This window comes from Yeosuana marina (assembly GCF_011762485.1).
GTDB lineage: Bacteria > Bacteroidota > Bacteroidia > Flavobacteriales > Flavobacteriaceae > Yeosuana > Yeosuana marina.
This window is the reverse complement of record NZ_JAAKGI010000002.1, coordinates 58,836-83,929: the sequence shown is the minus strand read 5'-3', so window position 1 is coordinate 83,929 and position 25,094 is coordinate 58,836. Positions and strand designations below refer to the sequence as shown.

Annotated in this window: 29 protein-coding genes; 20 read left to right on the top strand and 9 right to left on the bottom strand. The window is 32.3% G+C overall.

What is annotated here, in order from left to right:
• Positions 1-25: 25 nt before the first annotated feature.
• Positions 26-1,912, top strand: a complete 1,887-nt coding sequence (locus G5V56_RS03320) for a beta-N-acetylhexosaminidase (RefSeq protein WP_166961411.1) — start codon at positions 26-28, stop codon at positions 1,910-1,912.
• Here G5V56_RS03320 and G5V56_RS03315 read toward each other — a convergent pair whose 3' ends face one another.
• Positions 1,913-3,058: a cysteine desulfurase family protein gene (locus G5V56_RS03315; protein WP_166961408.1), complete on the bottom strand. Its 1,146-nt coding sequence runs from the start codon at positions 3,056-3,058 to the stop codon at positions 1,913-1,915.
• Between the two features lie 151 nt (positions 3,059-3,209).
• Between G5V56_RS03315 and G5V56_RS03310 the strand changes: the two genes are divergently transcribed.
• Positions 3,210-4,130, top strand: coding sequence for a hypothetical protein (locus G5V56_RS03310; RefSeq protein ID WP_166961406.1), 921 nt, complete (start codon positions 3,210-3,212; stop codon positions 4,128-4,130).
• On the opposite strand, the gene G5V56_RS03305 is transcribed toward G5V56_RS03310, so the two are convergent.
• Together G5V56_RS03305 and G5V56_RS03300 are read right to left on the bottom strand one after the other, a co-directional pair.
• Positions 4,127-4,693 carry a Smr/MutS family protein gene (locus G5V56_RS03305; RefSeq protein WP_166961404.1) on the bottom strand — a complete coding sequence of 189 codons (567 nt, stop codon included), beginning with the start codon at positions 4,691-4,693 and terminating at the stop codon, positions 4,127-4,129. The genes G5V56_RS03310 and G5V56_RS03305 overlap by 4 nt on opposite strands.
• 2 nt (positions 4,694-4,695) lie before the next feature.
• Positions 4,696-4,890, bottom strand: coding sequence for a hypothetical protein (locus G5V56_RS03300; RefSeq protein WP_166961402.1), 195 nt, complete (start codon positions 4,888-4,890; stop codon positions 4,696-4,698).
• A gap of 144 nt (positions 4,891-5,034) precedes the next feature.
• Between G5V56_RS03300 and G5V56_RS03295 the strand changes: the two genes are divergently transcribed.
• On the top strand, positions 5,035-5,319 hold the full coding sequence (locus tag G5V56_RS03295) for a DUF2752 domain-containing protein (RefSeq protein WP_166961399.1): 285 nt from the start codon (positions 5,035-5,037) through the stop codon (positions 5,317-5,319).
• 10 nt (positions 5,320-5,329) lie between these two features.
• Positions 5,330-5,650 (top strand): CCC motif membrane protein, encoded by a 321-nt coding sequence (locus G5V56_RS03290; protein WP_166961398.1) that lies wholly within the window; start codon positions 5,330-5,332, stop codon positions 5,648-5,650.
• Between the two features lie 69 nt (positions 5,651-5,719).
• On the opposite strand, the gene G5V56_RS03285 is transcribed toward G5V56_RS03290, so the two are convergent.
• Together G5V56_RS03285 and rocD are read right to left on the bottom strand one after the other, a co-directional pair.
• Positions 5,720-6,175, bottom strand: a complete 456-nt coding sequence (locus G5V56_RS03285) for a DUF5362 family protein (RefSeq protein WP_166961396.1) — start codon at positions 6,173-6,175, stop codon at positions 5,720-5,722.
• A gap of 4 nt (positions 6,176-6,179) precedes the next feature.
• A complete protein-coding gene (gene rocD, locus G5V56_RS03280) occupies positions 6,180-7,460 on the bottom strand; it encodes an ornithine--oxo-acid transaminase (protein WP_166961394.1) in 1,281 nt (426 codons plus the stop codon).
• Between the two features lie 251 nt (positions 7,461-7,711).
• Between rocD and G5V56_RS03275 the strand changes: the two genes are divergently transcribed.
• The 7 genes from G5V56_RS03275 to G5V56_RS03245 all read left to right on the top strand — a co-directional run bounded on the left by G5V56_RS03275 (position 7,712) and on the right by G5V56_RS03245 (position 13,565).
• Entirely contained in the window at positions 7,712-8,155 is a 444-nt protein-coding gene (locus G5V56_RS03275; RefSeq protein ID WP_166961392.1) for a c-type cytochrome, read from the top strand.
• 81 nt (positions 8,156-8,236) lie between these two features.
• Entirely contained in the window at positions 8,237-9,661 is a 1,425-nt protein-coding gene (gene rlmD / locus G5V56_RS03270; protein WP_166961390.1) for a 23S rRNA (uracil(1939)-C(5))-methyltransferase RlmD, read from the top strand.
• A 20-nt stretch (positions 9,662-9,681) separates the two neighbouring features.
• Positions 9,682-10,221, top strand: coding sequence for a DUF6452 family protein (locus G5V56_RS03265; RefSeq protein ID WP_166961388.1), 540 nt, complete (start codon positions 9,682-9,684; stop codon positions 10,219-10,221).
• Complete coding sequence (locus G5V56_RS03260; RefSeq protein ID WP_166961386.1) at positions 10,187-10,918, top strand: DUF6048 family protein; 732 nt, start codon at positions 10,187-10,189, stop codon at positions 10,916-10,918. Before G5V56_RS03265 ends, G5V56_RS03260 begins: the two co-directional genes overlap by 35 nt.
• Before the next feature lie 267 nt (positions 10,919-11,185).
• Positions 11,186-11,623 carry a universal stress protein gene (locus G5V56_RS03255; RefSeq protein ID WP_166961384.1) on the top strand — a complete coding sequence of 146 codons (438 nt, stop codon included), beginning with the start codon at positions 11,186-11,188 and terminating at the stop codon, positions 11,621-11,623.
• Positions 11,624-11,836: 213 nt separating this feature from the next.
• Positions 11,837-12,268 carry a universal stress protein gene (locus G5V56_RS03250; RefSeq protein WP_166961382.1) on the top strand — a complete coding sequence of 144 codons (432 nt, stop codon included), beginning with the start codon at positions 11,837-11,839 and terminating at the stop codon, positions 12,266-12,268.
• A gap of 169 nt (positions 12,269-12,437) precedes the next feature.
• Positions 12,438-13,565, top strand: a complete 1,128-nt coding sequence (locus G5V56_RS03245; RefSeq protein ID WP_166961379.1) for a PAS domain-containing sensor histidine kinase — start codon at positions 12,438-12,440, stop codon at positions 13,563-13,565.
• Positions 13,566-13,640: 75 nt separating this feature from the next.
• Here the strand turns inward: G5V56_RS03245 and G5V56_RS03240 are convergent, their stop codons facing one another.
• Positions 13,641-13,850: a hypothetical protein gene (locus G5V56_RS03240; RefSeq protein WP_166961376.1), complete on the bottom strand. Its 210-nt coding sequence runs from the start codon at positions 13,848-13,850 to the stop codon at positions 13,641-13,643.
• 177 nt (positions 13,851-14,027) lie between these two features.
• Between G5V56_RS03240 and G5V56_RS03235 the strand changes: the two genes are divergently transcribed.
• Complete coding sequence (locus G5V56_RS03235; protein WP_166961370.1) at positions 14,028-14,723, top strand: Crp/Fnr family transcriptional regulator; 696 nt, start codon at positions 14,028-14,030, stop codon at positions 14,721-14,723.
• Between the two features lie 52 nt (positions 14,724-14,775).
• On the opposite strand, the gene G5V56_RS03230 is transcribed toward G5V56_RS03235, so the two are convergent.
• Positions 14,776-15,816, bottom strand: a complete 1,041-nt coding sequence (locus tag G5V56_RS03230) for an endonuclease/exonuclease/phosphatase family protein (RefSeq protein WP_166961364.1) — start codon at positions 15,814-15,816, stop codon at positions 14,776-14,778.
• 169 nt (positions 15,817-15,985) lie between these two features.
• Between G5V56_RS03230 and G5V56_RS03225 the strand changes: the two genes are divergently transcribed.
• The gene (locus G5V56_RS03225; protein WP_206285865.1) at positions 15,986-17,194 is read left to right on the top strand and encodes an acyltransferase family protein; all 1,209 of its coding nucleotides are present in this window, start codon (positions 15,986-15,988) and stop codon (positions 17,192-17,194) included.
• A 119-nt stretch (positions 17,195-17,313) separates the two neighbouring features.
• Here the strand turns inward: G5V56_RS03225 and G5V56_RS03220 are convergent, their stop codons facing one another.
• Positions 17,314-17,493: a hypothetical protein gene (locus G5V56_RS03220; protein WP_166961355.1), complete on the bottom strand. Its 180-nt coding sequence runs from the start codon at positions 17,491-17,493 to the stop codon at positions 17,314-17,316.
• A 237-nt stretch (positions 17,494-17,730) separates the two neighbouring features.
• On the opposite strand from G5V56_RS03220, the gene G5V56_RS03215 reads away from it, so the two are divergent.
• From G5V56_RS03215 to G5V56_RS03200, 4 genes are all read left to right on the top strand, one after another.
• On the top strand, positions 17,731-19,254 hold the full coding sequence (locus tag G5V56_RS03215; RefSeq protein ID WP_166961350.1) for a glycosyltransferase family 39 protein: 1,524 nt from the start codon (positions 17,731-17,733) through the stop codon (positions 19,252-19,254).
• A 50-nt stretch (positions 19,255-19,304) separates the two neighbouring features.
• Positions 19,305-19,871: an outer membrane beta-barrel protein gene (locus G5V56_RS03210; protein ID WP_166961344.1), complete on the top strand. Its 567-nt coding sequence runs from the start codon at positions 19,305-19,307 to the stop codon at positions 19,869-19,871.
• Positions 19,872-19,992: 121 nt separating this feature from the next.
• A complete protein-coding gene (locus G5V56_RS03205; RefSeq protein WP_166961336.1) occupies positions 19,993-21,162 on the top strand; it encodes a DUF3800 domain-containing protein in 1,170 nt (389 codons plus the stop codon).
• Positions 21,163-21,261: 99 nt separating this feature from the next.
• A complete protein-coding gene (locus tag G5V56_RS03200) occupies positions 21,262-21,753 on the top strand; it encodes a hypothetical protein (RefSeq protein WP_166961333.1) in 492 nt (163 codons plus the stop codon).
• 51 nt (positions 21,754-21,804) lie between these two features.
• On the opposite strand, the gene G5V56_RS03195 is transcribed toward G5V56_RS03200, so the two are convergent.
• Positions 21,805-22,962 (bottom strand): THUMP domain-containing class I SAM-dependent RNA methyltransferase, encoded by a 1,158-nt coding sequence (locus tag G5V56_RS03195; protein WP_166961330.1) that lies wholly within the window; start codon positions 22,960-22,962, stop codon positions 21,805-21,807.
• Between the two features lie 175 nt (positions 22,963-23,137).
• Here G5V56_RS03195 and G5V56_RS03190 point away from each other — a divergent pair, with 175 nt between their 5' ends.
• The 3 genes from G5V56_RS03190 to G5V56_RS03180 are packed head-to-tail and all read left to right on the top strand — an operon-like array spanning position 23,138 to position 25,026.
• Complete coding sequence (locus G5V56_RS03190; RefSeq protein ID WP_166961327.1) at positions 23,138-23,869, top strand: class I SAM-dependent methyltransferase; 732 nt, start codon at positions 23,138-23,140, stop codon at positions 23,867-23,869.
• A 6-nt stretch (positions 23,870-23,875) separates the two neighbouring features.
• Positions 23,876-24,547: a ZIP family metal transporter gene (locus G5V56_RS03185; RefSeq protein ID WP_166961324.1), complete on the top strand. Its 672-nt coding sequence runs from the start codon at positions 23,876-23,878 to the stop codon at positions 24,545-24,547.
• A gap of 50 nt (positions 24,548-24,597) precedes the next feature.
• Positions 24,598-25,026 (top strand): DUF4268 domain-containing protein, encoded by a 429-nt coding sequence (locus G5V56_RS03180; protein WP_166961321.1) that lies wholly within the window; start codon positions 24,598-24,600, stop codon positions 25,024-25,026.
• Positions 25,027-25,094: the final 68 nt, after the last annotated feature.

The window sequence follows — 25,094 nt, the reverse complement described above, 5'->3', positions numbered from 1 at the left end:
AGTTAAAAAATAGTATACTAAATAAATGAAAACGATTCTTAAAATTCTCCTTGTCATCATTACAATTCAGTTAAGTAATGCTCAAAACAATATTATTCCTGTTCCTGTAAGTTTCAAATCTAATGATTCGTTCTTCACATTTGATAATACAGTACAAATTAAAATTCAATCGGAAGATGAGAAGGTTATTCAGTATGCAGAAAATTTTATTTCCTTATTAAAAGAAAAAGGATTTCAGTTAAGTTCAAACAACCAAAAATCCAAGAAAACTATTACTATCAAACTTTTAAAAACACTTGATTCTGAAATGGGGAATGAAGGTTACAATTTAAAAATTGATAACAATACAATATCCTTAAGTGCTAACAAACCCGCTGGTATTTTTAACGGGTTTCAAACCTTAAGGCAATTATTTACTCCAAAATTTGAACAGAACAACCAAAAGCTATCAACACTAACTATAGAAGGTTGTGAGATTAAAGATTATCCGCGATTTAAATGGAGAGGTTTAATGCTTGATGTAAGCAGACATTTTTTTACAGTGGATGAAGTAAAGACATACATTGATAAAATGTCTCAATATAAATTGAATGTATTTCACTGGCATCTTACCGATGATGAAGGCTGGCGCATTGAAATAAAATCCTTACCCAAATTAACAGAGGTTGGAGCATGGCGCGTGGAGCGGTTTGGTGCTTTCGGAAAAAGCAGACCGTATCCAAAACCTCATGAAAAAGCTACCTATGGTGGATTTTACACCCAAGAACAAATAAAAGATGTTGTAAAATATGCAGCAGAAAGAAATATTACCATAGTCCCTGAAATTGATATGCCCGGACACAGTATGGCTGCCTTAGCTGCCTACCCAGAATTGTCGACCAAAAAAGAGCCCAAGTTTGTTAGTCCAGGTGTGAAATTCTCTGAATGGTATGGTAATGGAAAATTTAAAATGTTGATTGAAAACACCTTAAATCCTGCAGATGAAAATGTTTATGATTTTGTAGATAAAGTGTTTACTGAAGTTGCTCAGCTTTTCCCTGGAGACTATATTCATATGGGAGGAGATGAGGCGTATAATGGGTATTGGGAAGAAGACAAAGACGTTCAATCTTTTATGAAAGAACACAACATTGCTGATGGTAAAGAATTACAAAGTTATTTTGTAAAACGAGTTGAGAAAATAATTAGTTCAAAAGGTAAAAAACTAATTGGTTGGGATGAAATTTTAGAAGGCGGCCTTGCAGATGAAGCTACAGTTATGAGTTGGAGAGGCATGAAAGGAGGCATTGAAGCTGCTAAACTTGGACATGATGTGGTTATGACACCGACCACGTTTGCGTATCTAGATTATACACAAGGCGATTACAGTGTTGAAAATAAAGTATATGCAGACTTAAGCTTAGAAACCTGTTATAGTTTTGAACCTGTTCCAGACACCGTAGATTCAAAGTTTATTTTAGGAGGACAAGGAAATCTGTGGGCCGAAAAAGTACCGACTATGCCGTTTGCATTTTATATGACTTACCCAAGAGCTATGGCATTATCAGAAACATTTTGGAGTCCAAAAACATTAAAAAACTGGGCCAGTTTTATCAATCGAGTTGAAAATCATTTTACAAGATTTGATAATGCCAATTTAAATATTTCAAAAGCGGTTTTAGACCCCATTATAACCATTTATGAACAAAATGGTAAACTCATGTGTGAATTAAAAAATTCTATACCAAACACAGAAATATTTTATACGATTAATAATACCTATCCAGCAAAATTTGGTTTAAAATATACAGGTCCATTTGAAATTCCCGAAGGTGATTTAAGTTTACATACACAAACTTTTAGAAATGGAATTGCTATAGGGCGACCATTAAAAGTTGATAGAACAGATCTTGAAAAACGAGTTAAAAAATAATTAAGCAACTATTAAAGTTTTTAATTGCTCTATTACAAAATCAATCTCTTCTTTGGTATTATAAGTGCTAAATGAAAAACGAATGGATGGTTTTTGTAAATCGGTTTCACTTAATAATTCTGCTAACACATGCGAACTTTGTATACTTCCGCTTTGGCAAGCACTCCCTTTAGAGCAGGCAATCCCTTTTAAATCTAATTGAAATAATAACATGGCAGAATGTTCTGCTGAAACTGGAAAACAAACGTTCACAATAGTATAAGTACTTTTTTCAATATCACCGGAATGGCCATTGAAAGTAGCTAATGGAATTTCTTTCTTAATCCCATCTACAAAATGCTGTTTTAAATCTTGAACATAGGCCTGCTGACTTTCCATAGTTGTATGGGCAATACTCAGCGCTTTTTCAATCCCTACAATATTATGAACACTCTCTGTACCTGCTCGTAAGCCTCGCTCCTGTTCACCACCAAAAATCAAAGGTTTTAACCCTGAGTTTTTTCTAATAAAAGCAAAACCAACGCCCTTGGGGCCGTGAAACTTATGAGCACTTGCGGCTATAAAATCAACTGGAATTTCTTTTAAATTTAAAGGGTAATGACCAACTGATTGTACCGTGTCACTATGGAATAAAGCTTTATTTGTTTTACATAAAGTAGCAACACGTTGGATATCTAAAATATTGCCAATTTCATTATTCACATGCATTAAGCTCACCAAGGTTTTTTTAGGGTTTTGAAGTAACTTTTCAAGATGTGCATAATCAATTTCACCACTCGCATCAACATTTACATAACTAATTGAAATATGATATTCTGTTTGAAGCTGTTCAACAGTATGTAACACTGCGTGATGTTCTATTTTTGAAATAATAATGTGCTCTACATGTAAATCTCTTACAGCACTTCTTAAAACTAAATTATCGGCTTCAGTTCCACCTGCTGTAAATACAATTTCTCCTGCTGACACCTTAAAAAATGAGGCAATAGCCTTTCTGGATTTCTCAATAAGAGCTTTTGCTGACCTTCCGAAACTATGTGTTGACGATGCATTACCATAACTTTGTTTCATAACTTGAGTCATGGCATCAATAACGTCCTCATGAATTTGAGTCGTTGCAGCGTTATCTAAATAAACGGTCTTCATAAAAAGAGAAATTCTTGTTTAAAAATTAAAATCTAAACCCAATAAAAAAATACTTGTCTTTTAAGAGTTCAAAAATACTTGAAATAAAATTATTATCAATATGATGCGTTATAAATAACAATTCCATTATTTTTGTCAAAACCCAAATACAATGCGTAACACTTTTTTTCTAGTCATTATTTTAAGTTTAGTTTTTGTTTCATCCTGTAATGATGGAAATGTTATTACTGTTGAATTTGATTTTGGTGATACGTTTCAAGTTTGTGGCTCAGACGGTTTGGTATTCTACAAAACAAAAAATGATCCTTCTGAATCATTATCCATAAAAATTCCATCTATAACTTTAGACGATATTATTGCTGTTGGTGATGATAATACGTATGAAAAAGAGTTTACCATTAGTGCAACAAATCCATTTAATTATAGGTCTTACAGTAATGCATCCTTGCCTTCTAATTTATTTTGCAATGATGTTCCGCTTTCCGATATTTTTATTACCAATGATTTAGAAAGTACCTCAGGTACAGCTGTCATTAATACGGTTTTAACCGAAGATGATAATGATGGAATTCCTGCTGAATTAGAGGATGTTAATGGTGATGGCCAACTAACCAATGAAGATGATACCGATGGTGATGGAATTCCCAACTATAAAGATATTGATGATGATGGTGACAATGTGCTCACAAAAGATGAAAACCCAGATCCTAATGGTGATGGCATACTTGATGATGCACAAGACACTGATGGTGATGGCACACCTGATTATTTAGACACTGATGATGATGGTGATGGTATATTGACACGAGATGAAGAAAATAGTTCTCAAGATTTAAACCCTGGCAATGATGTAACTAATGCAGACGTAGGTGCTGATTATTTAAACCCAGATGTAAAAACTCAAATTGCAGCGACAGCTTATAGAGTGCATACCATTTATAAAACGTATGTTGTATCGTTATATCTTAAAAATATTTCACTACCAAATATTTATCAGGATGTATTTGATTTTGGAACTTTAGAGGATAGTTCATTATCAACCTCAATTAATGTCACACCAGATTTTAATTAATCATTTGGTGACACATTTTGATAAATATAAACTTCGGTAGCACCTAAACCATATTTTTGGTAATTGGCATCATAAAATTTTACGTTATTATAGCGTCCAAAGAGATAGTCTAATTCAATTTTTAAAACACCTTCTCCTACCCCGTGAATAAATACCACTTTTTGAATTCGTTTTTTAATGGCAAAATCTAACTGACGTCTGGCTGTATCCAATTGTAAGGTTAACATATCGTGGTTGGTCATGCCTTTTGTTGAATTAACCAAATGATGAATATGTAAATCAACCTCCATAGTGGGTTGATACCGTTCTTTAGCCTTAATAGTGGGTTGTTTTCTTCTTGATGGTTTTTCTTTTTCTGAAATAACTTCATTAATAGTTGAATGTGTAAACAACTCTCTTTTAAAATTCTGAGACGTCTTATTTTTCATTAGTTCAACAGAATTGAAATCTAGAAAAAATCCATCCTTAGTTTCAATGGTAATTGAATCTCCTTTTATCTCAGTTATAACACCTGATAAATCCTCATCAATAACCAATACCGAATCTCCTACTTTAAAATCCATAATTACTCCTCTTTAATAAAATCATCAGTATCATCGGCATCTTGCTTACTTGGAATGGTTTTAGAAATTCTGTAGATACCAATCATAAGCAACGCAATGCCTCCTATTAAAATATACTCATTTTGCTCAGTGCCCGACTTAGCAGAAATAGCAACAACAGAACCTAAAATGATGAGTATATAGTTTAAATATTTCATTTTGTAACCATTTAATTATTGAAAAACTAAATTACATAAATAATTATGGTTTGTAAGCGTTTCCAAATTCATTTTAATTTTAGATTTTATTTTTTCCTCAACATGGTTCCTTTTACTATATTAGCTTTATAATTAGAACTTTTTATGTCCGGACTTGATGACTACATGATTCCTTGCCTAAACAAAAAACTCTTTGGAGTGGAATGCCCGGGTTGTGGAATACAACGATCCTTATCACTTGTCATTCATGGAGAATTTACTGCAGCCTTTAAAATGTATCCTGCTATTTATCTTTTAATACTTTTATTCACATTTATAGGTTTAAATTTTTTCTTTAAATTTAAAAATTCAAATAAAATAATATCTATACTTGCTATAACCTCAATCATTGCTATCATATTGAGTTTTATTATAAAAAAAATAATTTAAACTGTTTAAAATGAAGAAAAAACTAAACCCAACTTTAATTTATGTATTATCAATTTTAGGATTTATTTGTTGCTGCTTAGGTGGAGCTGTTCTATCAATACCTGCATATGTAATGGCCCATAACAAAGTTAAAGATGCTGAATTACATCCTGATGATTATGAAGGAGATTTAAAAGCGATGAAAACAGCTAAAACTGTAGCTCTTATATCTGCTATTATAAGTGGTTTGATTCTTATTAGAATTATTTATGTGGTTGCAACAAGTGACTGGGATGAACTAACAAGAACTATTGAAGACGCTATTGAACAAGCTAGACAACAACAAGGCTGATAATATAATTGAAATCATAAAAAAGGCGACCAAATTTGGTCGCCTTTTTTATACGTTTAATAGTATAAATTAATTGAAAAATGCAGTTCCCATAGCTCCTATAAGGATTAATACATAAATACTTATAATTACGATAACAAAAATCCCCATGAATTTATAGTGCGATTTTAAATTTAAAAAAGCAATTCTAAAATCCTCATTACTATTTAGTTTCAAAGCACTTTTTACTCTCTTAGAAAACCTAAACAAATAGAGCACTGGAAATAGATAAATGAGTGCTAAAACAATATAAAAAAGACCTATTCCCATTGAATAACCAAGGTTATACAACGTATTACTACTTCCTGCTAAATTATTTAATCCACTAAAAAAGCCTATAAAAATACCTGCCAGAACCATAAGACCTACGCCTATAAAACCCATTATTGACAAAAAATAAGACCATTTTGAAATTTCGCTTAAATAACCTTTAATTTCATCTTTTACTTCAAGTTCAAAACTTTCAAAAACTGATTTTTCTTCCATGTATTTATTTTTTAAACTCTTTAAGTGTTTTTATAATGATACTTACACAGTCTAATAATTGTTCTTCAGTCATAACCAATGGTGGCGCAAAACGAATAATGTTTCCGTGTGTTGGTTTTGCCAACAAACCATTATCGCGTAATGCCAAACAGATGTTCCAAGCGGTATCGCTATCTTCATCATCATTAATTACAATCGCGTTAAGTAAACCATTACCTCTTACTAATTTTACTAAATCACTAGTGTCAATATATTTTTGAAGTTCACTCCTGAATAGGTTTCCTAATTTAAAAGCATTTTCTGCTAATTTTTCGTCTCTAATTACTTCAAGAGCTGCCATAGCAACCGCAGCAGCTACTGGATTTCCTCCAAAAGTACTACCATGATTCCCTGGTTTAATAACATTCATAATAGAATCATTTGCTAAAACTGCAGAAACTGGATATACACCTCCACTTATTGCTTTTCCTAGAATTAGAATATCTGGTTTTACATCTGGTGTTCCTGAACAGTTTTTATCTGCGCATGAACAATTACCGCAAGTGGCCAATAAACGACCAGTTCTGGCAATTCCTGTTTGGACTTCATCAGCTATAAACAAGACATTATATTGCTCACAAAGCGCTTTTGCTTTTATTAAATAATCATCACTAGGCACATAAACTCCAGCTTCACCTTGAATAGGCTCTACTAAAAACCCTGCGACATTCGGGTTGTTTTTTAAGGTGGTTTCTAAAGCTTCTAAATTATTATACTCAATTTTAATAAAGCCTTTAGTAAACGGTCCGAAATGCTGACGTGCCACTGGATCATTTGAAAACGAAATAATAGTGGTTGTACGTCCATGAAAATTATTTTCGCAAACAATAATTTCCGCTTCATTTTCATGAATTCCTTTAACTTCATACGCCCATTTTCTACAAATCTTTAAAGCCGTTTCTACGGCTTCTGCTCCAGTATTCATAGGAAGTAACTTATCAAATCCGAAAAACTCACAAGCGAATTTTTCAAATTTTCCAAGCATGTCATTATGAAAAGCTCTGGATGTTAATGTTAAGGTTTGTGCTTGCTTAACCATAGCATTGACAATTTTTGGATGACAATGTCCTTGGTTTACCGCAGAATAAGCCGATAAAAAATCGTAATAGCGTTTGCCGTCTACGTCCCAAACATAAACGCCTTCTCCACGGGTTAATACTACGGGTAGCGGATGGTAATTGTGTGCACCATACTTGTTTTCTAATTCAATTGCTTGCTGAGATGTTAATTGTTCTAAAACAGCCATTTTAATTTATTTTTTAATTAATAAAATAACCATTCCTACTGTACCTTTATCCTTTCGAAGACTCGAAAATTCAGCGTGGGAGAGAAATCATCCCTAGGGCTTGCAAATTAACAAATATTAATTGCTTCAAGAAATCTTATTAAAATTATTGCGAACTTTATAAACAAATTTTTATCATAAACTTCGTAACATCAGTTACTATGTATTAAATTTTAAACTAATAGTTTTGTAAAAATTAAATTTAAAGTATAATGAAAAAAATTTTATCATTAATTCTGTTAAGTATTGTAATTTCTTTTTACAGTTGTGGCAACAAAAAAACAAATAAACAACCAGAGCAAATAACAATTGAAACAAATCCTGAGGTTAAAAAGGAAGCACCTAAAAACGTTGAAGTATCGCCTGAACAGACAGCTTTAATAAAAAAAGGTCAACAATTATTTAAAGACAAAACCTGCATTACCTGTCATTTAACAGATACCAAAGTGGTTGGGCCATCTGTTAAAGATATTAGCAGAATTTACAAAGAAAAAGATGCTGATATTGTTGCTTTTTTAAAGAGTGAATCAGACCCTATTGTAGATACTAATCCAGGACAAGTGACCATTATGAAAGCTAATTTAGATAGTTTTGTTAAAAACTTAAAAGATGATGAATTGCAGGCTATTAAAGCTTATATGATGAGTGTAAAATAACTTTCCGTAATTTTATTAAATATTTTAAAACGCCTGATACTATTTAGGCGTTTTTTAATGCAAAAAAATTACTTTTGCAGCATGTCAAGAAGAAACAAAAAACAAATTTTTACCAATATAGAAGTCATTGATGCGGGAGCTAAGGGTAAAACCATAGCAAAAGCCCCTGACGGAAAAGTGATTCTTTTACCTAACGCTGTTCCTGGAGATGTAGTCGATATTCAAACGTTTAAAAAACGTAAGGCGTATTATGAGGGAAAGGCTGTAAAATTCCATAAACTTTCAAATAAACGAACACAACCTGCCTGCGAACATTTTGGTGTTTGTGGTGGCTGCAAATGGCAAGATATGGGGTATGAACATCAACTCTTTTATAAACAAAAAGAAGTTGTTAATAATCTTGTTCGTATTGGACATATTGAATTACCTGAAGTCACCCCAATTTTAGGTTGTGAAAAACAATATTTCTACAGAAATAAAATGGAGTTTTCCTTTAGCGACGCACGCTGGTTAACCTTAGAAGAAATTCAATCTGATGAAGATTTAGGTGATAAAAATGCTTTAGGATTTCATATTCCTGGTATGTGGGATAAAATTTTAGACCTCAACACGTGTCATTTACAAGAAGATCCTTCTAATGCAATTAGAAACGCAGTTAAGCAATTTTCAATTGAAAATAACTTTGAGTTTTTTAATACGCGTAATCAAACAGGACTCTTGCGAACCATGATGATTAGAACCGCTAGCACTGGTGATATTATGGTCATGATTCAATTTTTTAAAGACGACAAACCAAAGCGCGAATTATTGTTAGATTATATCGCAGAAACGTTTCCGCAAGTAACCTCGCTTCAATACGTTATTAACGGTAAAGCTAACGATACTATTTACGACCAAGAGGTGATTTGCTATAAAGGCAACGACCATATTTTTGAAGAGATGGAAGGATTGAAATTTAAAATTAATGCTAAATCTTTTTATCAAACCAACTCTGCTCAAGCTTATCAGTTGTATAAAATAACCAGAGACTTTGCAGGTTTATCTGGCAATGAATTAGTTTACGACCTCTATACAGGAACAGGGACCATCGCTCAGTTTATCGCTAAGCAAGCAAACAAAGTAATTGGTGTAGAAGCAGTTCCTGATGCTATTATAGCTGCTAAAGAAAATGCACAATTAAATAACATAACGAACGTTGACTTCTTTGTAGGCGATATGAAACAGGTATTTAATGCTCATTTTATAGCCACTCATGGTCAGCCAAATGTTATTATTACAGATCCGCCAAGAGATGGTATGCATAAAGATGTTGTACAACAAATATTAAATATTTCACCAGAAAAAATTGTGTATGTTAGCTGTAATAGCGCTACACAAGCACGAGATTTGACCTTGATGGATAGAGACTATAAAGTAACCAAAGTACAAGCTGTAGATATGTTTCCGCAAACATTTCATGTTGAAAATGTTGTACTTTTGGAAAAACGATCTGAAACAGCCCACTAATTTTGAAGTCTTAAAAGTAAATGAAACACTATAAAATATTAGCGATACTTTTTGGTATTTTTACCATCATGACTATAGGTTGCGAACCTGATGACATTTGTCCGGAAAGCACGCCAACAACACCTAGTTTGATTATTAGGTTTTATGATATTTCCAACCAGGAAAACAAAAAAAACGTGTTTAAGTTTCGTATTCAAGGTGTAGATAATGATGCCCCTTTACCCAATTACAATATAGTAACAACAGATTCTATTGTACTTCCTCTAAAAACAGATGCCACCAGTACACAATATAAACTTCATGAAGATTATACTTATAACGATAATGGTACTCCTGATGACACATCTGATGACACTATAGGTGGTAACGAAGATATTATTACCATAAATTATTCAACTGAAGAAGTGTATGTATCAAGAGCCTGTGGTTATAAAACCATTTTTAAAAATGTAACTCTTACCATACCGAAAACTGACAACTGGATACAATCAAAAGAATCATTAACCGAAAACCAATCTGTAGAAGATGAGACAGCAGCACATTTCAAGTTATTTCATTAGTTTTTTAATGGGTCTGCTAGTTTGTGTATCGGTTGATGCACAAAATGACAGCATTGTTAATGCCGTAAATGATTCCGTAAAAGTAAAACAACAATATGGCCTTCGTGTAGGTGGAGATATTGGTAAATTAATTCGTACGTCTATTGATGATAAATATACAGGCTTTGAAGTTAATGCCGATTACAGATTGAAACAAAATTTATATGTTGCTGGTGAATTAGGTATCGAAGAAAAGAATACGATTAATGATTATTTAAATGTTACAAGTAACGGAACCTATTTAAAAGCTGGTATAGACTACAATTTATATAGAAATTGGTTAGATATGGAAAATATGGTTTATACTGGATTCAGGATTGGTGCTTCAACATTTAGTCAAACTCTAAACAGTTTTAGCGTGTATAGTACAGACCAATATTGGCAACCGCAATACAGTTCTAGCGACGCTCAAAAATTTAATAATTTATCCGCTTTTTGGGTAGAGCTTATTATTGGTATTAAAGTAGAGTTATTCAATCATTTATATTTAGGATTAAATGCACAGCTTAAAGGTTTGGTTAGCGAGACAGAACCAAATAACTTTCAAAATATTTATATTCCTGGTTTTAATAAAACCTACGATAGTAGCAAAATTGGTGTCGGGTACGGGTATACGTTATCTTATTTAATTCCTCTATACAAAAAGGATAAAAAATAATTATCTTTTTTAAAAGGTCATACAATATACCAGTCGAGTTACGCTGCAAAATCTTTATTTCATAGTCGTAAAAAGCTCCATAAAGTAATACTACTTTTTTTGGGGTGATTTCTTCTAATTTTGTAATTTAGACGTGTTGGATTGTTCATTTCAATTCGTAAAAAGCAATAACACCCTGATTACTAGTTTTTTAAAAACTATTAATTTGGTTAGTTTGTGAAAGACACATTCTTTATTGCTTTCAAATTAAAACTTTAAAAATAGATTATGTTATACTCCAAAATTTTAATCGCAGTTGACAACAGTGAATTCTCAATAAAAGCCGCCCAAAATGGATTTAAATTGGCAAAACAACTGGATGCTACCGTAGCCTTATTATACGTAGTAGATACAACCAAAGCAGTTGCTAATATTGATACAGGCGTTTATCCTGAACAAGCTTTGTTTCTACTTAAAAAAGAAGCAGAACAAACACTTAACAAACTAGCCGATTTGAATGAGGGTAACACAGAAGTTATAAAATTTATGCCTCAAGGAATCCCTACAAAAGATATTATTAAAACGGCTGAAAAGTGGGAAGCCGACTTGATTGTGTTAGGTACACATGGAAGAACTGGCTTAATGCATCTTTTGGTTGGTAGTGTTTCAGAATCTATTATCAGACATTCTAAAATACCTGTGATGGTATTTCCTTCAAAACATTAAACTTACCGAAATAAGTTTTTTTAAACTCGTTACTATTATATGAAACAATCGGGTTTCAAAACCTGTTGACCATTAGGGGTTATATATACTTTATAGTTAAATACTTGAGCAGATAAAGCAGTAATGGTTATAAATAAAGTAATTCTTAGATTAGACTTTGTATGTTATAAATTCGTAAATTAGTATAGCGAACGCATACAATTACAAGATATCATGTCTTACTCAAAAATCCTCATAGCTGTTGATAGTAGCGAATATTCTATGAACGCTGCTAAAAAGGGATTAGAATTATCTCATCAACTTAATGCCAAAGTTGCTTTGTTGTATGTTATTGATACTTCCAAAGCCTTGGGTAATATAGACGCAGGAATTTCTGCAGAACTAGCACTAATTATTTTAAAAAAAGAAGCCGAACAAACTCTAGATGAATTAGCTGCTATGTACAATGGTACATCTATCATGAAATTTATACCAGAAGGTCTGCCTTCAAAAGATATTATAAAAACGGCTGAGATATGGGAAGCCGACCTAATCATATTGGGTACACATGGAAGAACTGGTTTACTTCATCTTTTGGTTGGTAGTGTTGCCGAACATATTATTAGGCATTCTAAAATACCTGTTATGGTCGTTCCTTCAAGATAAGTAGTAAAATATTTGCTGTTAATACGCATGCTTATATAACGTTTTGTTTATATGCATTCTAAAATGAACAATTCTAATTAATACAGGTAGGTTTTTAAGTAAAAAAACACTATTTTAGTGTATTCCTTCCATGTAAAATGCATTAAAAGTCTCTCAAGCCCCATTAATAATGGTTACAAACAACTTTTTTCTGCAAGAAGAAACGTTAACACATCTTATCAAAAATTCTTTTGATATGATTGTGCTTTTAAATTCTGAAGGCATTCAACATTACGTCAGTCAGTCATGTGAAAAAATATTAGGTTTTCGTCAAGACGAACTCATAAATATTCAAGTCATAAAAGACATGATTCACCCAGACGATCAAGAGTTCGTTAAAGCTGAATTTCTAGCTATTCTTAAAAATAAAACAACTGAAGGAGTCCAGTATAGGCACAAACACAAAAACGGTAGTTGGGTATATTTGGAAACTAATGGTAGCAATCAATTAGATAATCCGGCAATTAAATCCATAGTTCTTAATGTTCGCGATATTACTGAAAGAAAAATAACAGAACAAACGCATCTAGATATCACAAAAAAACTTAAGGAACTTAACGCCGCCAAAGACAAACTGTTTTCCATAATTGGTCATGATTTAAGAAGTCCGTTTAACAGCATTATAGGTTTTTCTGAATTGCTCTTAGATAATTATAAAAACATGAGTAATGACGAATTGGAACAGTATTTAACCATTATAAATACCTCATCTAAATCCACACTCCTCTTAATTGATAATTTATTAAAATGGGCTCAATCTCAAACTGGAAAGATTATTTACAAACCCGAAAAAATAAACGTATCATCTACAATTCGCGACTTAATTGAAACATGTGCTAATGCAAAGGTTAAGAACATTTCTATAAACTACAGTCAAACTCAAGACCTTTTCGTGGTCACCGATATAAATCTAATAACCACAGTAATACGAAATCTTATTTGTAATGCCATTAAATTCTCTCATATCAATAAGGAAATTGAAATTTATACTCTAGAACACTCAAACACTATTGAAATTATTATTTCTGATCATGGAATTGGAATGAGTGAACACAACAAAAACAAACTGTTTAAACCTGATTCAAATTTTACAACTTTAGGCACAAATTCTGAAAAAGGTACAGGTTTAGGCTTACTTATTTGTAAAGAATTTGTACAAAAGCTAGGTGGAAAAATTTGGGTTGAAAGTGAAGAAGGAAAAGGCAGCGATTTTAAATTTACCATCCCATTATTAAGTGACACAAATCAAGAAAACTGACCATAATAAATCTAACTACTAATTTATAAAAACCTATAACTTAGTAATTATTTAAAATATTAAATTACTAACCAATTATGCTTTTTTTATCAATGCTTTAATCTCTGGGGTTAAAGCCATAATAAAAACAACTAAAGAGACGAGTATGACAACCATACCAATACTACTAAAACTAGTTGTAAATCCTAATAGGTGACTAATGCTTCCTACCATTAACATAACCATATAATCTGCGATGAATAGAACAGGAATAATAAACAATGATTTTAAAGCTAAATTTTCCATGATTCAGGTTTTAAGTTCTCAACTATTACTTACATAAAAGTAGTTGTAAACCAGCTTTTTATGAAGTAAAAACAAACGACAAATCTTTTTATAATTCATGGTATTTTTCATTGATTATGATGTAACTTTACATGACGGCCAATGAATAATTAAATTGTTAAAATAAATTAAAGTATCATGCCCGAGTTTTTGATGAATAAAAAGGCCAGTAATCATCATTATTTGAGTGCCACAGAATGTTTGAATTTATTAACTGATCAACAAAAACAGCAGTTGTTTGAAACTAAAGTTGATCTGGAATTTGAACCAGATGAAACCATTGTTAAAAGAGGGATCCTAGCTGATAATGTTTTATACTTAACCGAAGGTTTAGTTAAATTAGAAATTGTTAACGACTCTAAACCGTGTACTATTGGACTAACTCAAGCACATTCTTTTATTGGCATAGCTTGCTGTTTTGCATTTAATGAATTTGATTTTACAGCAACATCGTTAACTAAAACGAATGTTACCTTTATTCCTATGCAGCTATTTGAAACATTTATCAAAGAAAATGGCGAATTTGCTATAAGCTTAATAAAACACATGGCCGGTGTCAGCAATGGTATTTTTCATAGAATTACATCCCTATCACAAAAAAATATCGAAGGTGCCTTAGCAATGATGCTATTAGATTTTTCAAGAATATACAAATCAAATATCTATGAACTTCCAGTAGGACGATCTGGTTTTGCAGACATACTTGGTTACTCCAAAGAAAGTGTCATTAAAACTTTGTCCAAATATAATAAAGAAGGTATTATTAAGGTTGATGACAAAAAAATTGAAATTCTTAATACTGATAAACTGGAACAACTAAGTAAATTTGGATAATTAAAGGCGATTTTTCAGTCTGTTGAAAAACACGAGTTTTTCAATTCTTAGTTTATTGCCATACAAATTCTGCTATCAGAGGCAGATGTTCAGACATTTTTGAAGACGATTCTGATTGCACTCCCATTTTTTTAAGCTCCTCTATCGAAAGATTCTCGGTACTAAAAATATAGCCTTCTTTTAGTTTTATGGCATTCGGACTATACAGCACAAAATCCATCGCCCTTGATGAAAAAGGTGTTCCTCTACCATCCCAAGTCCAAGTTGTTATTCCATCTTGATGATACAGTTCTGCGGCTATCAAGCCAGCATGCGGCGGTTTATAAGGTCCCGAAAGATTCACCAACGGAATCCCTGTACTTACCAAATTAAAGTCACCTGCTACTATGATACCGTCTATATGTGTTCTGTTAATTACTTGCCTAATAATCTTGCGGATTTCACGTGTTTCAATTCGGCGCCTATCTTCCTCCCAGCTATCAGGTTCATTCCCACAACACTCCAAATCCATTGAAACTACCAACAATCTACGCCCCTCTTCTCTAAGGATGACGCCATTAACAGCAATGCCATCCTCTAAACTCTTAGTATATTTAGTCATATCAGCTTCAATCATTCGCTTACGTATTCGGTCTTTCTCATATTCAGGATAAGGTATTATCCTAGAAAATTCTGGCAGACTTTCCTGAGGCAAGCGACTAACAATCACATCGCGTTGACGCCCACCACTTTGTCCAAAATTAATATACCAAACATCGTTTTGGTTTAACGTCGTTCCCTTAATGGCACTTCGTATTTGGTCTTCAGTTGTTGAAGGATCTACTTCATCCAACAATAATACATTCGCTTGTGCTTTTTTAACAAAAGCTCTGAAAGTCTCTGGCTCTCTTACAAAAGCATCTCCGGATATATTCCAAGATAATACACGTACGCCCGCTTCCTTTGATGCGATTCGGGGAACCGCCTCAGATGTTGTGTTAACAGCTATACTTACACAGTTAGTCATTGATAACATCAATACTAAACACCCAAAACTGATGACTATTGTTGACTTAACAACCTTGAAACCCCAAAAATATATTCTTTTAATCATATCGTATAAAAATAATAATGATGCACTAATATATAGATTCTAAAGATATGTCATGATATAAAAGTATAGTAATTGCATGTTGTTAAAAAGTACTTATAAGTGTGTATTTGTTTTATTATCAATAAATTATATATTAGTGGACTTTATAACCAACCAAAAACCAACCAAAATGACTTCACAAAAAACGGAACGTCTGCATGCTTTAGATTCCTTAAGAGCTATTATGATGATGCTAGGCATTGTTTTACATTCTGCTAACACCTATGTTGTCGCAGATTATGGTGCATCATGGCCATTAAAAGACCCACTAAGCACTAGTTTATATTTAGATTGGATATCAAGTTTTGTTCATGCTTTTAGAATGCCTATTTTCTTTGTGGTAGCCGGTTTTTTCGCCTCGCTCCTATTTCATGAAAGATCGTCAACAAAAATGATAAAAAATAGAGTAAACCGCATTTTACTACCTTTTCTTGTTTTTGTAGTTTTGCTTTGGCCCTTAGTAACGATAAGTTTCACGTACTCTAACATTATTTTTGCTGGAGGAAGTAATGCATTATCAACGGCTCTTGCAACCTTTTCACAACCATCTGCTTTTATTCCGGGGCATACCATGCATCTATGGTTTTTGTATTATTTAGTCCTGTTTTCCATCACATCGTACATTATAGGATTACTATTTAACAAACTTCCTTGGTTTACATCAAAATCGAGTCAATTAGTAAGTTTTATTATTCAGCGTCCGTTGCTAAAAATTGTCGTATTTGCACTCATTACCTTTTTCTTATTATTAACAATGAATCGTTCTTGGGTTGCAACATCACTAAGTTTTACGCCAGATTTTAATACGTATATTTTTTATGCATTCTTTTATTTCTTCGGGTGGGTTTTGTTTAAATCAAAATCGCTATTGAGTAGTTTTATGAACTACGATTGGGTTTTTAGTATTTTAGGAATGATTCTTTTTACAACCTACTTTTTAATGGATAAAAGTGTCTTATCATTAGAGGTAATCATGGCAATAAAATCTATAAATGTATGGTTATTCATTTTTGGCTTTACAGGCCTTTTTATAAGATTTGCCAGCACACATTCTGCAGTGATGCGATATGTCTCAGACTCGTCATATTGGGTGTATTTATTGCATTTACCGCTAACTGCCTTTTTACCAGGTTTACTATTAGGTATAGCTATACCAGCCTTTTTAAAGTTTGTACTTGTAATGTCAGGAACCGCATTTATTTGTTTTGCAACCTATCATTATTTTGTGAGAGCTAGTTTTGTTGGTAAGTTTTTAAATGGAAGAAAATATTCAAGAAAACTTAAGGATATTAAACCAATGGTTCCTCTAAACGAAACGCTTAAAACAGCCAATGCTTAAACTGGTAAATACTTGTTTATAAATAACAACATGATGTAAATTTATATCGAGAGCCCGTCTAATAATTAGAGTTCTCGATACAAGTTCATCACAAAAACTTCACAGAAACTACAATATTTTTATCCGCCTTGTAAGGTATCTGCCCCATCCAATAACCCGACTAATTCTTCTGGTTTATGAATTAACACCGGCAAATGTTGCGGACAAATATAAAAGGTGCTGTCTTTATAGTGAAATTTGGTAACAGGTGTTTCTTCTGATGATTTTTTACACACAATACATACTTTACTATGGCTCATAACTTAAGGTATTAATGAATGACAAAACTAGTTTCTATTTATTTCTTAAAAACTAATATTGGTCATACTTTAAGCTATTTATTTAAAAACTCATCGTTTTTTTGACACAAAAGTTAATATAAGTGCGTATTGTAATATTCATAATAAAATTTTAATTTGGCATATCATTAAACAACATCAATTAAAACAAATGTTATCTCGCCATTACCATACATTAAACCAAACCCCCAGAATTCAATGACAAAAAAGGGATTCATTTTAGTAGGTTTTATAACTCTAAAATTTGTACTTCAATACGTTTTAATAAGTCCTGAATACGATTTACAACGAGACGAATATCTTCATCTAGATTTGGGGCATCATTTGGCTTGGGGGTATCTATCTGTTCCTCCATTTACGTCTTGGATTTCGAGAATTATTTATCTTTTAGGAAATTCAGTTTTTTGGGTTAAGTTCTTTCCTGCCTTGTTTGGTGCCTTGACTATTCTTGTGGTTTGGAAAGCTATTGAGGAATTAAAAGGAAATCTTTTTGCTTTGATTTTAGGAGCTACTAGCGTATTATTTTCCGCGCTTTTAAGTCTCAACACCTTGTATCAACCTAATTCTTTTGACGTTTTAAGTTGGACAACCGTTTTCTTTATCGTTATTAAATACTTCAATTCCGAAAACCCAAAATGGCTCTTTGTAGCAGCTATAATATTTGCTTTAGGGTTTCTAAATAAATACAACATCGTTTTTTTACTTTTAGGATTTCTTCCTGCTATTTTACTAACCAAGCAACGCAGTGTATTCGTTCAAAGAAAATTATACCTTGCTTTACTTTTAGGGTTGCTTCTTATAAGTCCTAACCTTCTGTGGCAGTACAATAATAATTTTCCTGTCATTACGCATCTAAAAGAGCTTTCAAACACACAATTGGTAAATATCGACCGGTTTGATTTTTTAAAATCACAACTCTTGTTTTTTATAGGGTCGTTATTCGTAATTATTTCAGGCTTATATGCGTTACTTGTCTATAAACCTTTTAAAAAATATAAAGCTTTCTTTTGGTCATTCTTTTTTACACTCATCGTCTTTATTTTTTTCAAAGCTAAAGATTACTACGCTATAGGGCTTTACCCTATTTACATTTCTTTTGGCTCTGTTTTTCTTGCAAAAATTTTAAAGAGTGGTTGGAAAAAATATTTACAACCAATTGCTATTGCAATTCCTGCATTAATTTTTATTCCTATGTTCAATATAGCATTTCCAAATAAGAGTCCGGAGTACATAGTTACACATTCCGACAGCTACAAAGAATTGGGATTACTTCGTTGGGAAGATGGTAAAGACCACTTAATACCTCAAGATTATGCTGATATGCTTGGATGGAAAGAACTGGCTAAAAAAGTAGATTCCGTTTATTCCAAATTACCCAACGCTGACCAAACACTTATAGTTTGCGACAACTACGGACAAGCGGGAGCCATAAATTATTATACAAAATTGGGTATCAAAGCAGTTTCGTTTAATGCAGATTACATTAACTGGTTTAATCTCGACCAAAAATATGTTAATCTGATACGGATTAAAAACTACCGTGAGAAAGATAATGAACTAAAAGAAACCAGTCCCTATTTTAAATCTAGTGTTCTGGCTGATTCCATTACAAACAAATATGCCAGAGAATTCAAGACATTAATATTTGCTTTTAGTGGTTCAACGATTGACATTAACAAAAGAATCAAAAGCGAAATTAAAGAAGTAAAAAACGACCACTAACACCGTAAAAATCAATTGAAACAATTTTCACCTCACAGTTAAAACACATCATGAAAAAAAACCTGACTCTATTCGTAGTAATACTATTGCTTTCTAATGTAGCTAAAGCACAATTTGTAAAGGAAAAATCTATTAACGTACAAATTGGTTTTGGAATGAGTGCGCCCTATTATAGTGCTGATGATATTGCAGACAGCGGCTTTTATCTGCAAGGAGAATATGTTTTAGGCATTGCTTCTTGGGTTGAACTAAGACCCTACGCTGGATTAATTTTAACCAACTCTAACGGAAAAGATCTTCATGACAATCCAACCAATGAAAAAAGCGAAGCAAAAGCCTTTTTAATTGGTGGTAAAGCACGAGTAAGAGCCCCAATTCCTTGGGTTGCACCCTATGTTGAAATAGGAATAGGAGCTTCCATAGGGAAATTCGACACGTTTACGGCATTTACAAATATCAATAAAAGCGGACTTATTTATCATATTCCGTTTTCTATTGGGGTAGAATTAGGAAGACATAATAATGTCGATTTTGGTTTTACCTATTACTTTCAACCAACTGTTGAACAGTTTACTGGAGCAATAGCCGTTGGTATTTCGATACCCTTGAAAAACTAATATAATATTTTACACCAATAGTTAATAACTGTTGAAAAGTACTTACAAATGCGTATTGTGTTTATGGTAAGAAAATTCTAACTTCGCTTAACATAAGTTACCTGCAAGCCTAAAGAAAATTTTGAGTAAAAAAATAGGGTACATAGATGAATCTGGTGATAAAAGTATACACTTCGAAAAAGATGGTGTAACAACTTTCTTTATAGTTAGTGCAATAATAATTGACGAAGATTCTGTTGTCCAAATTCGTGAAGAATTTAAGAAGATATCTAGTTACTTTACACAAGCTCCTGAAGTTAAATCAAATTCAAAATCATTTAGAGATTTTGATAACAGAATAAACTTTCTTAAAAAAATATCAACTCTTGATTTTAGGATTTATAGCGTAATTGTAGACAAAAGAAAAATATTTGAAGACAGTGGTTTAAAATTTAGAAATAGTTTTTTCAAATACGTAAACGGATTATTAGATCATGAATTATATGACTATTACCCCTACTTAAAACTAGTTGCAGATAATCACGGTTCTGAACAATTTATGGATGGGTTTATAAATTATGTTGAAAACAACCACAATCAAACCGAATTATTTAGAGGTCCAGAATTTCAATTTTCTGATAGTAAATCTGAGCCATTAATTCAACTTGCAGATTTTATTACAGGAAGTATTGCAAAATGTTATGAGCCAGGTAAAGTAGAGCAAAGAAGTTCTGAAATTCTTCGAATACTAAATAGACATATTTTACATTTAAGAGAATGGCCAGAAAATCCGCCTAAATTATACCGTAAAGTTGAAAATGAAGATGAGAGTTATAATCAGGAATTGGTTGACTTTATTTTTTTTAGAATTAATGAGTATGTTAATGCTAATCAAGAAAGACAAGAGATCGAAATAAAAAATCAACTGATTTGTTTAAACTATTTGATATATCGATTCAAAATAGATCCTTACGAATATATTTACTCCGACGAAATAATTGACCGAATTAAAATTCGAGATGCTAACTTCAATAAAAGAGTTTTTAGCAAAGAAATCATAGGTAACCTAAGAGAGAACAAAATTTTGATTTTAAGTTCTCAAAGTGGTTATAAAATTCCTTGTTGTAAAGGTGATTTAATTAGATTCTTTAATAACTATAGTTCTCAAATTATGCCTATGATCGAAACTTTACGCAAAACTAATATTGTAATAAAAAGTGCGACTTCTGGTAATATAAATCTACTTGAAGAAAACAATTATGAACTATTAAAAGAAATGATTGAAGTCGCAGCCAATAGTGTGCAAAAATAATTGCTTGGTTCTAGCCTACTTATTAAAATTCTTCGGGTTTAAAACTGCTCAAATCACAAATATAACCTTTAACCGTAATTGAAAAATAAATCACAAAGAATGACATTCCAAAAAATATTTTTTCCAAACAAACCTTTCTTATTTAAGAAAAAAATTACTGATCCAAAATTTGGACTTATGTGGTTTAATCAAAAAAGAGGTACTCATCAAAGTCATTATCAATGTCAAATCATATTTGAGCCAAATAAATCTGTTGTAGATGTTTTTTTTTATTCCGAAAAGGATGGAATAAATAAAAATCAAAAAGTTTTATTTCAAGAAATTGAGGAAAAGTACGTTGATATTATTGAAAAGTTTAGCCCTAAAATCATAGATATTATTAAAAAACAAGAAAATAATATCGATATTTTAGATTTCAAAAATGAATTTAAGCTCAATGCTATTTTTATTCCAAATAATTCAAATGGTATATCAAAGTTTAGATTGCGTTATGAATATAATAAGAACCCTTTAACAAGTATAATAATGGAAATTGAAAACTGGAAATTAATGTTTGTCCAAACGTCATTACAAGGAATGAGGAACGAATGACGACGTAATCTTTCTATTAAACAAATTGCTTCACTGCGTTCGCAATGACGGCTATTTCATATACTTGCCTTTTTTGCTGCCTTCATACATCACGTATTTCACTAAACGTGCTTCAAGCTTAGCGTTGTATAGCTGTATTTTTCTGGAAGGCCGTAAACCCACATGCTTTAAAGCATCGAGATTACTGGTAATAAACCAGGCGTCGGTACCTGGGTAGTTTTGCTTCAAGGTATCGCCAATACTTTTGTAAAAGCTTTCCATATCTAAATTTAAACGCTCACCATACGGTGGGTTAAACACCATATGTAATTTCTCGTCGCCTCCTTTTTGGGTTTTAAAAAAATCTTCGTGTTTAATCTCTATAAAATCATCTAATTGCGCGTTTTTAACGTTCTCTTTGGCTTTGGCAACGGCACTTGGAGCTTTATCATACCCCACAATTTTATGATGGAAATCGCGCGTTTTACCCAATAAGGATTCTTCAATTTTTTCAAACAACTCGACGTCCCAATCCTGCCAACGCTCAAAAGCAAATTCTTTTCGCATTAGATTAGGTGGAATATTACAGGCAATCATAGCGGCTTCAATAGGAATGGTGCCACTACCACACATAGGGTCCATAAAATCAGTTTGTCCGTCCCAGCCAGACAACATAATCAATCCAGCTGCGAGAACTTCGTTAATAGGCGCTATATTCGTGGCTATTTTATACCCGCGTTTATGCAACGAATCTCCAGACGAGTCTAAAGAAATGGTGCATTGTTTTCTATCAATATGAACATTCACCTTTAAATCTGGAAATTTTAAATCCACATCAGGGCGTTCTCCCGTTTTCTCTCTAAATCGATCTACAATAGCATCTTTGGTTTTCTGAGCAATGTACAGTGAATGCGAAAATAAATTAGAATGAATAGTCGCATCAATAGCCAAGGTTCCGGAAGGTTTTAAATAATCTTCCCAAGCCATATCATGGATTTTATTGTATAAATCCTGCTCACCAGATACTCTAAACGACGCGATGGGTTTTAAAATTTTAATAGCGGTTCGCAAGCCTAAATTAGCTTTATACATAAAGCCCTTATCACCCGAAAAACTCACATTACGAACCCCTGTTTTCACATCTTGTGCTCCTAGTTGTGTAAGTTCGTTTGCTAATAAATCTTCAAAGCCAAATAATGTTTTGGCTACCATCGTAAAATTATTCTCCATTATTAATCGTAAATAGATTACAAAAATAGCTTAATTTTGCCGCAATCGTAATGTTTAGTAAAAATTAGGTTGCGGATTTTAGTAACATTCTTTTGTTTTGTACCTTAAGTTCAGTTCAAAAGTTTTTAAATAAAAGGTATAACAACACGTAACGTGGAAACTCCTAAAAGAGCAAATGGTTAAAGAAAGTAAAAAGTGGTTTTCTTCATGGTTTGACAGTCCATTTTATCACATACTTTACAAAGATAGAGACGATAGCGAAGCGCAGGCGTTTATGGATACGCTTACCGATTATTTAAATATTCCTGAAGGCGGTAGTATTTTAGATTTAGCCTGTGGTAAAGGTAGACATTCGGTCTATTTAAATAGCTTAGGCTATGATGTAATTGGTGCTGATTTATCTAAAAACAGCATTACATTTGCCAAACAGTTTGAAAATGACACCTTGCATTTTAAAGTGCATGACATGTGTAAACCTTACAAGCAAAAATTTGATGCTGTTTTTAACCTATTTACCAGTTTTGGGTATTTTGAAAATGAAGAGGACAACCTGAAAACTATTAAATCTATAAAAAAAGAATTAAACGATTTTGGATTTGGAGTAATTGATTTTATGAATTCGGATTTTGTGATAGAACATTTAGTGCCAGAAGAAATGAAAATTGTCGATGGCATTACCTTTTTTTTAAAACGATATCTTCTGGACGGTTATATTATAAAAGATATTGAATTTGTACATAACGAAGAAAATTATACGTTTCAAGAGCGTGTGAAGGCGTTTTCTCTGAAAGATTTTGAACAGTTGTTCGACAAAGCAGGTGTGCACTTGCTTGATATTTTTGGCGACTATAAATTGAATAAATTTAATCCAGAAACGTCTGAGCGTTTAGTTATGATTTTTAAATAGAAGTGTATGTTAAATTTAATTCTTCCTGTAATAAGTGTCATTTTAGGGTTTTTAATTGTGTTGGTTTTAAAACCATCGCAGCGTAAAAATTTAAAACTCCTGTTAGCTTTTAGTGGTGCTTTTTTACTGTCTATTACGGTCTTTAACTTTTTACCCGAGGTATATCAAAACAACGATAAATCGATAGGACTGTTTATCATGGTTGGAATTTTACTTCAAATTATTTTGGAGTTTTTCTCAAAAGGTGCCGAACACGGACATGTGCATTTAAATAAAGAAAGTAACGTATTTCCTTGGTTATTGTTTGTGAGTTTAAGTATCCACTCGGTTTTAGAAGGTATTCCTATTGAAGCGCATCATAATTTAATTTATGGCATTATTGTGCATAAATTGCCCGTATCCATTATTTTATCCACGTTTTTCTTGGCGTCGGAACTTAGCAAAACCAAGATTGCTTTTTTCTTGATTTTATTTGCTTTAATGACCCCAATTGGGGTGCTTTTATCAGAGTATTTTGAATTTATTCAGGTCTATTACCACGAAATTTCTGCCGTGGTCATTGGTATCTTTTTACATATTTCTACAACTATTTTATTTGAAAGTAATGAAAACCATAAGTTTAACTTAACTAAACTAATCACGATTATCGCTGCTGTGGCCATCGCTTATATTTTATAAATTTATAACCACATTCTAGTATTTTAAAACATTATTAAATAACGAATCCCTTGTTTTCAAAAGAAGAATCACGACAATTACGACATGAATTTTGGACTAGTTTTGGGAAATCATTTCCCAGAAAATGGATTTTATACGATACTAAAATAAAAGGATTCAGCTTTAAATTCCATTTTGATACGAAAACAGCTTTAGTTGCTTTAGATTTAGAAGACGACCTTGAAAACCGCATTAAATACTGGGAAAAACTGCAATCTCTTCAATCAATTTTAAAAAGCGATTATCTGCCTAATGCTATATTTGATGAGGAATATTTTTTAGACAATGACAAAGAAATTTCTAGAATTTATGTTCTCTTAGAACAAAAAGTATCAATACACAATAAAAACACCTGGCGAGATGTTATGGAATTTTTTAACACACACATGGCGCTCTTTGAAAACTTTTTTGAAGACTATAAAGATATTTTAGAGGATTAACCTACTAGTCATTACGAGGAATGAGACACGAATGACGAAGTAATCTCATGAAGCAGAACGAAAAATAG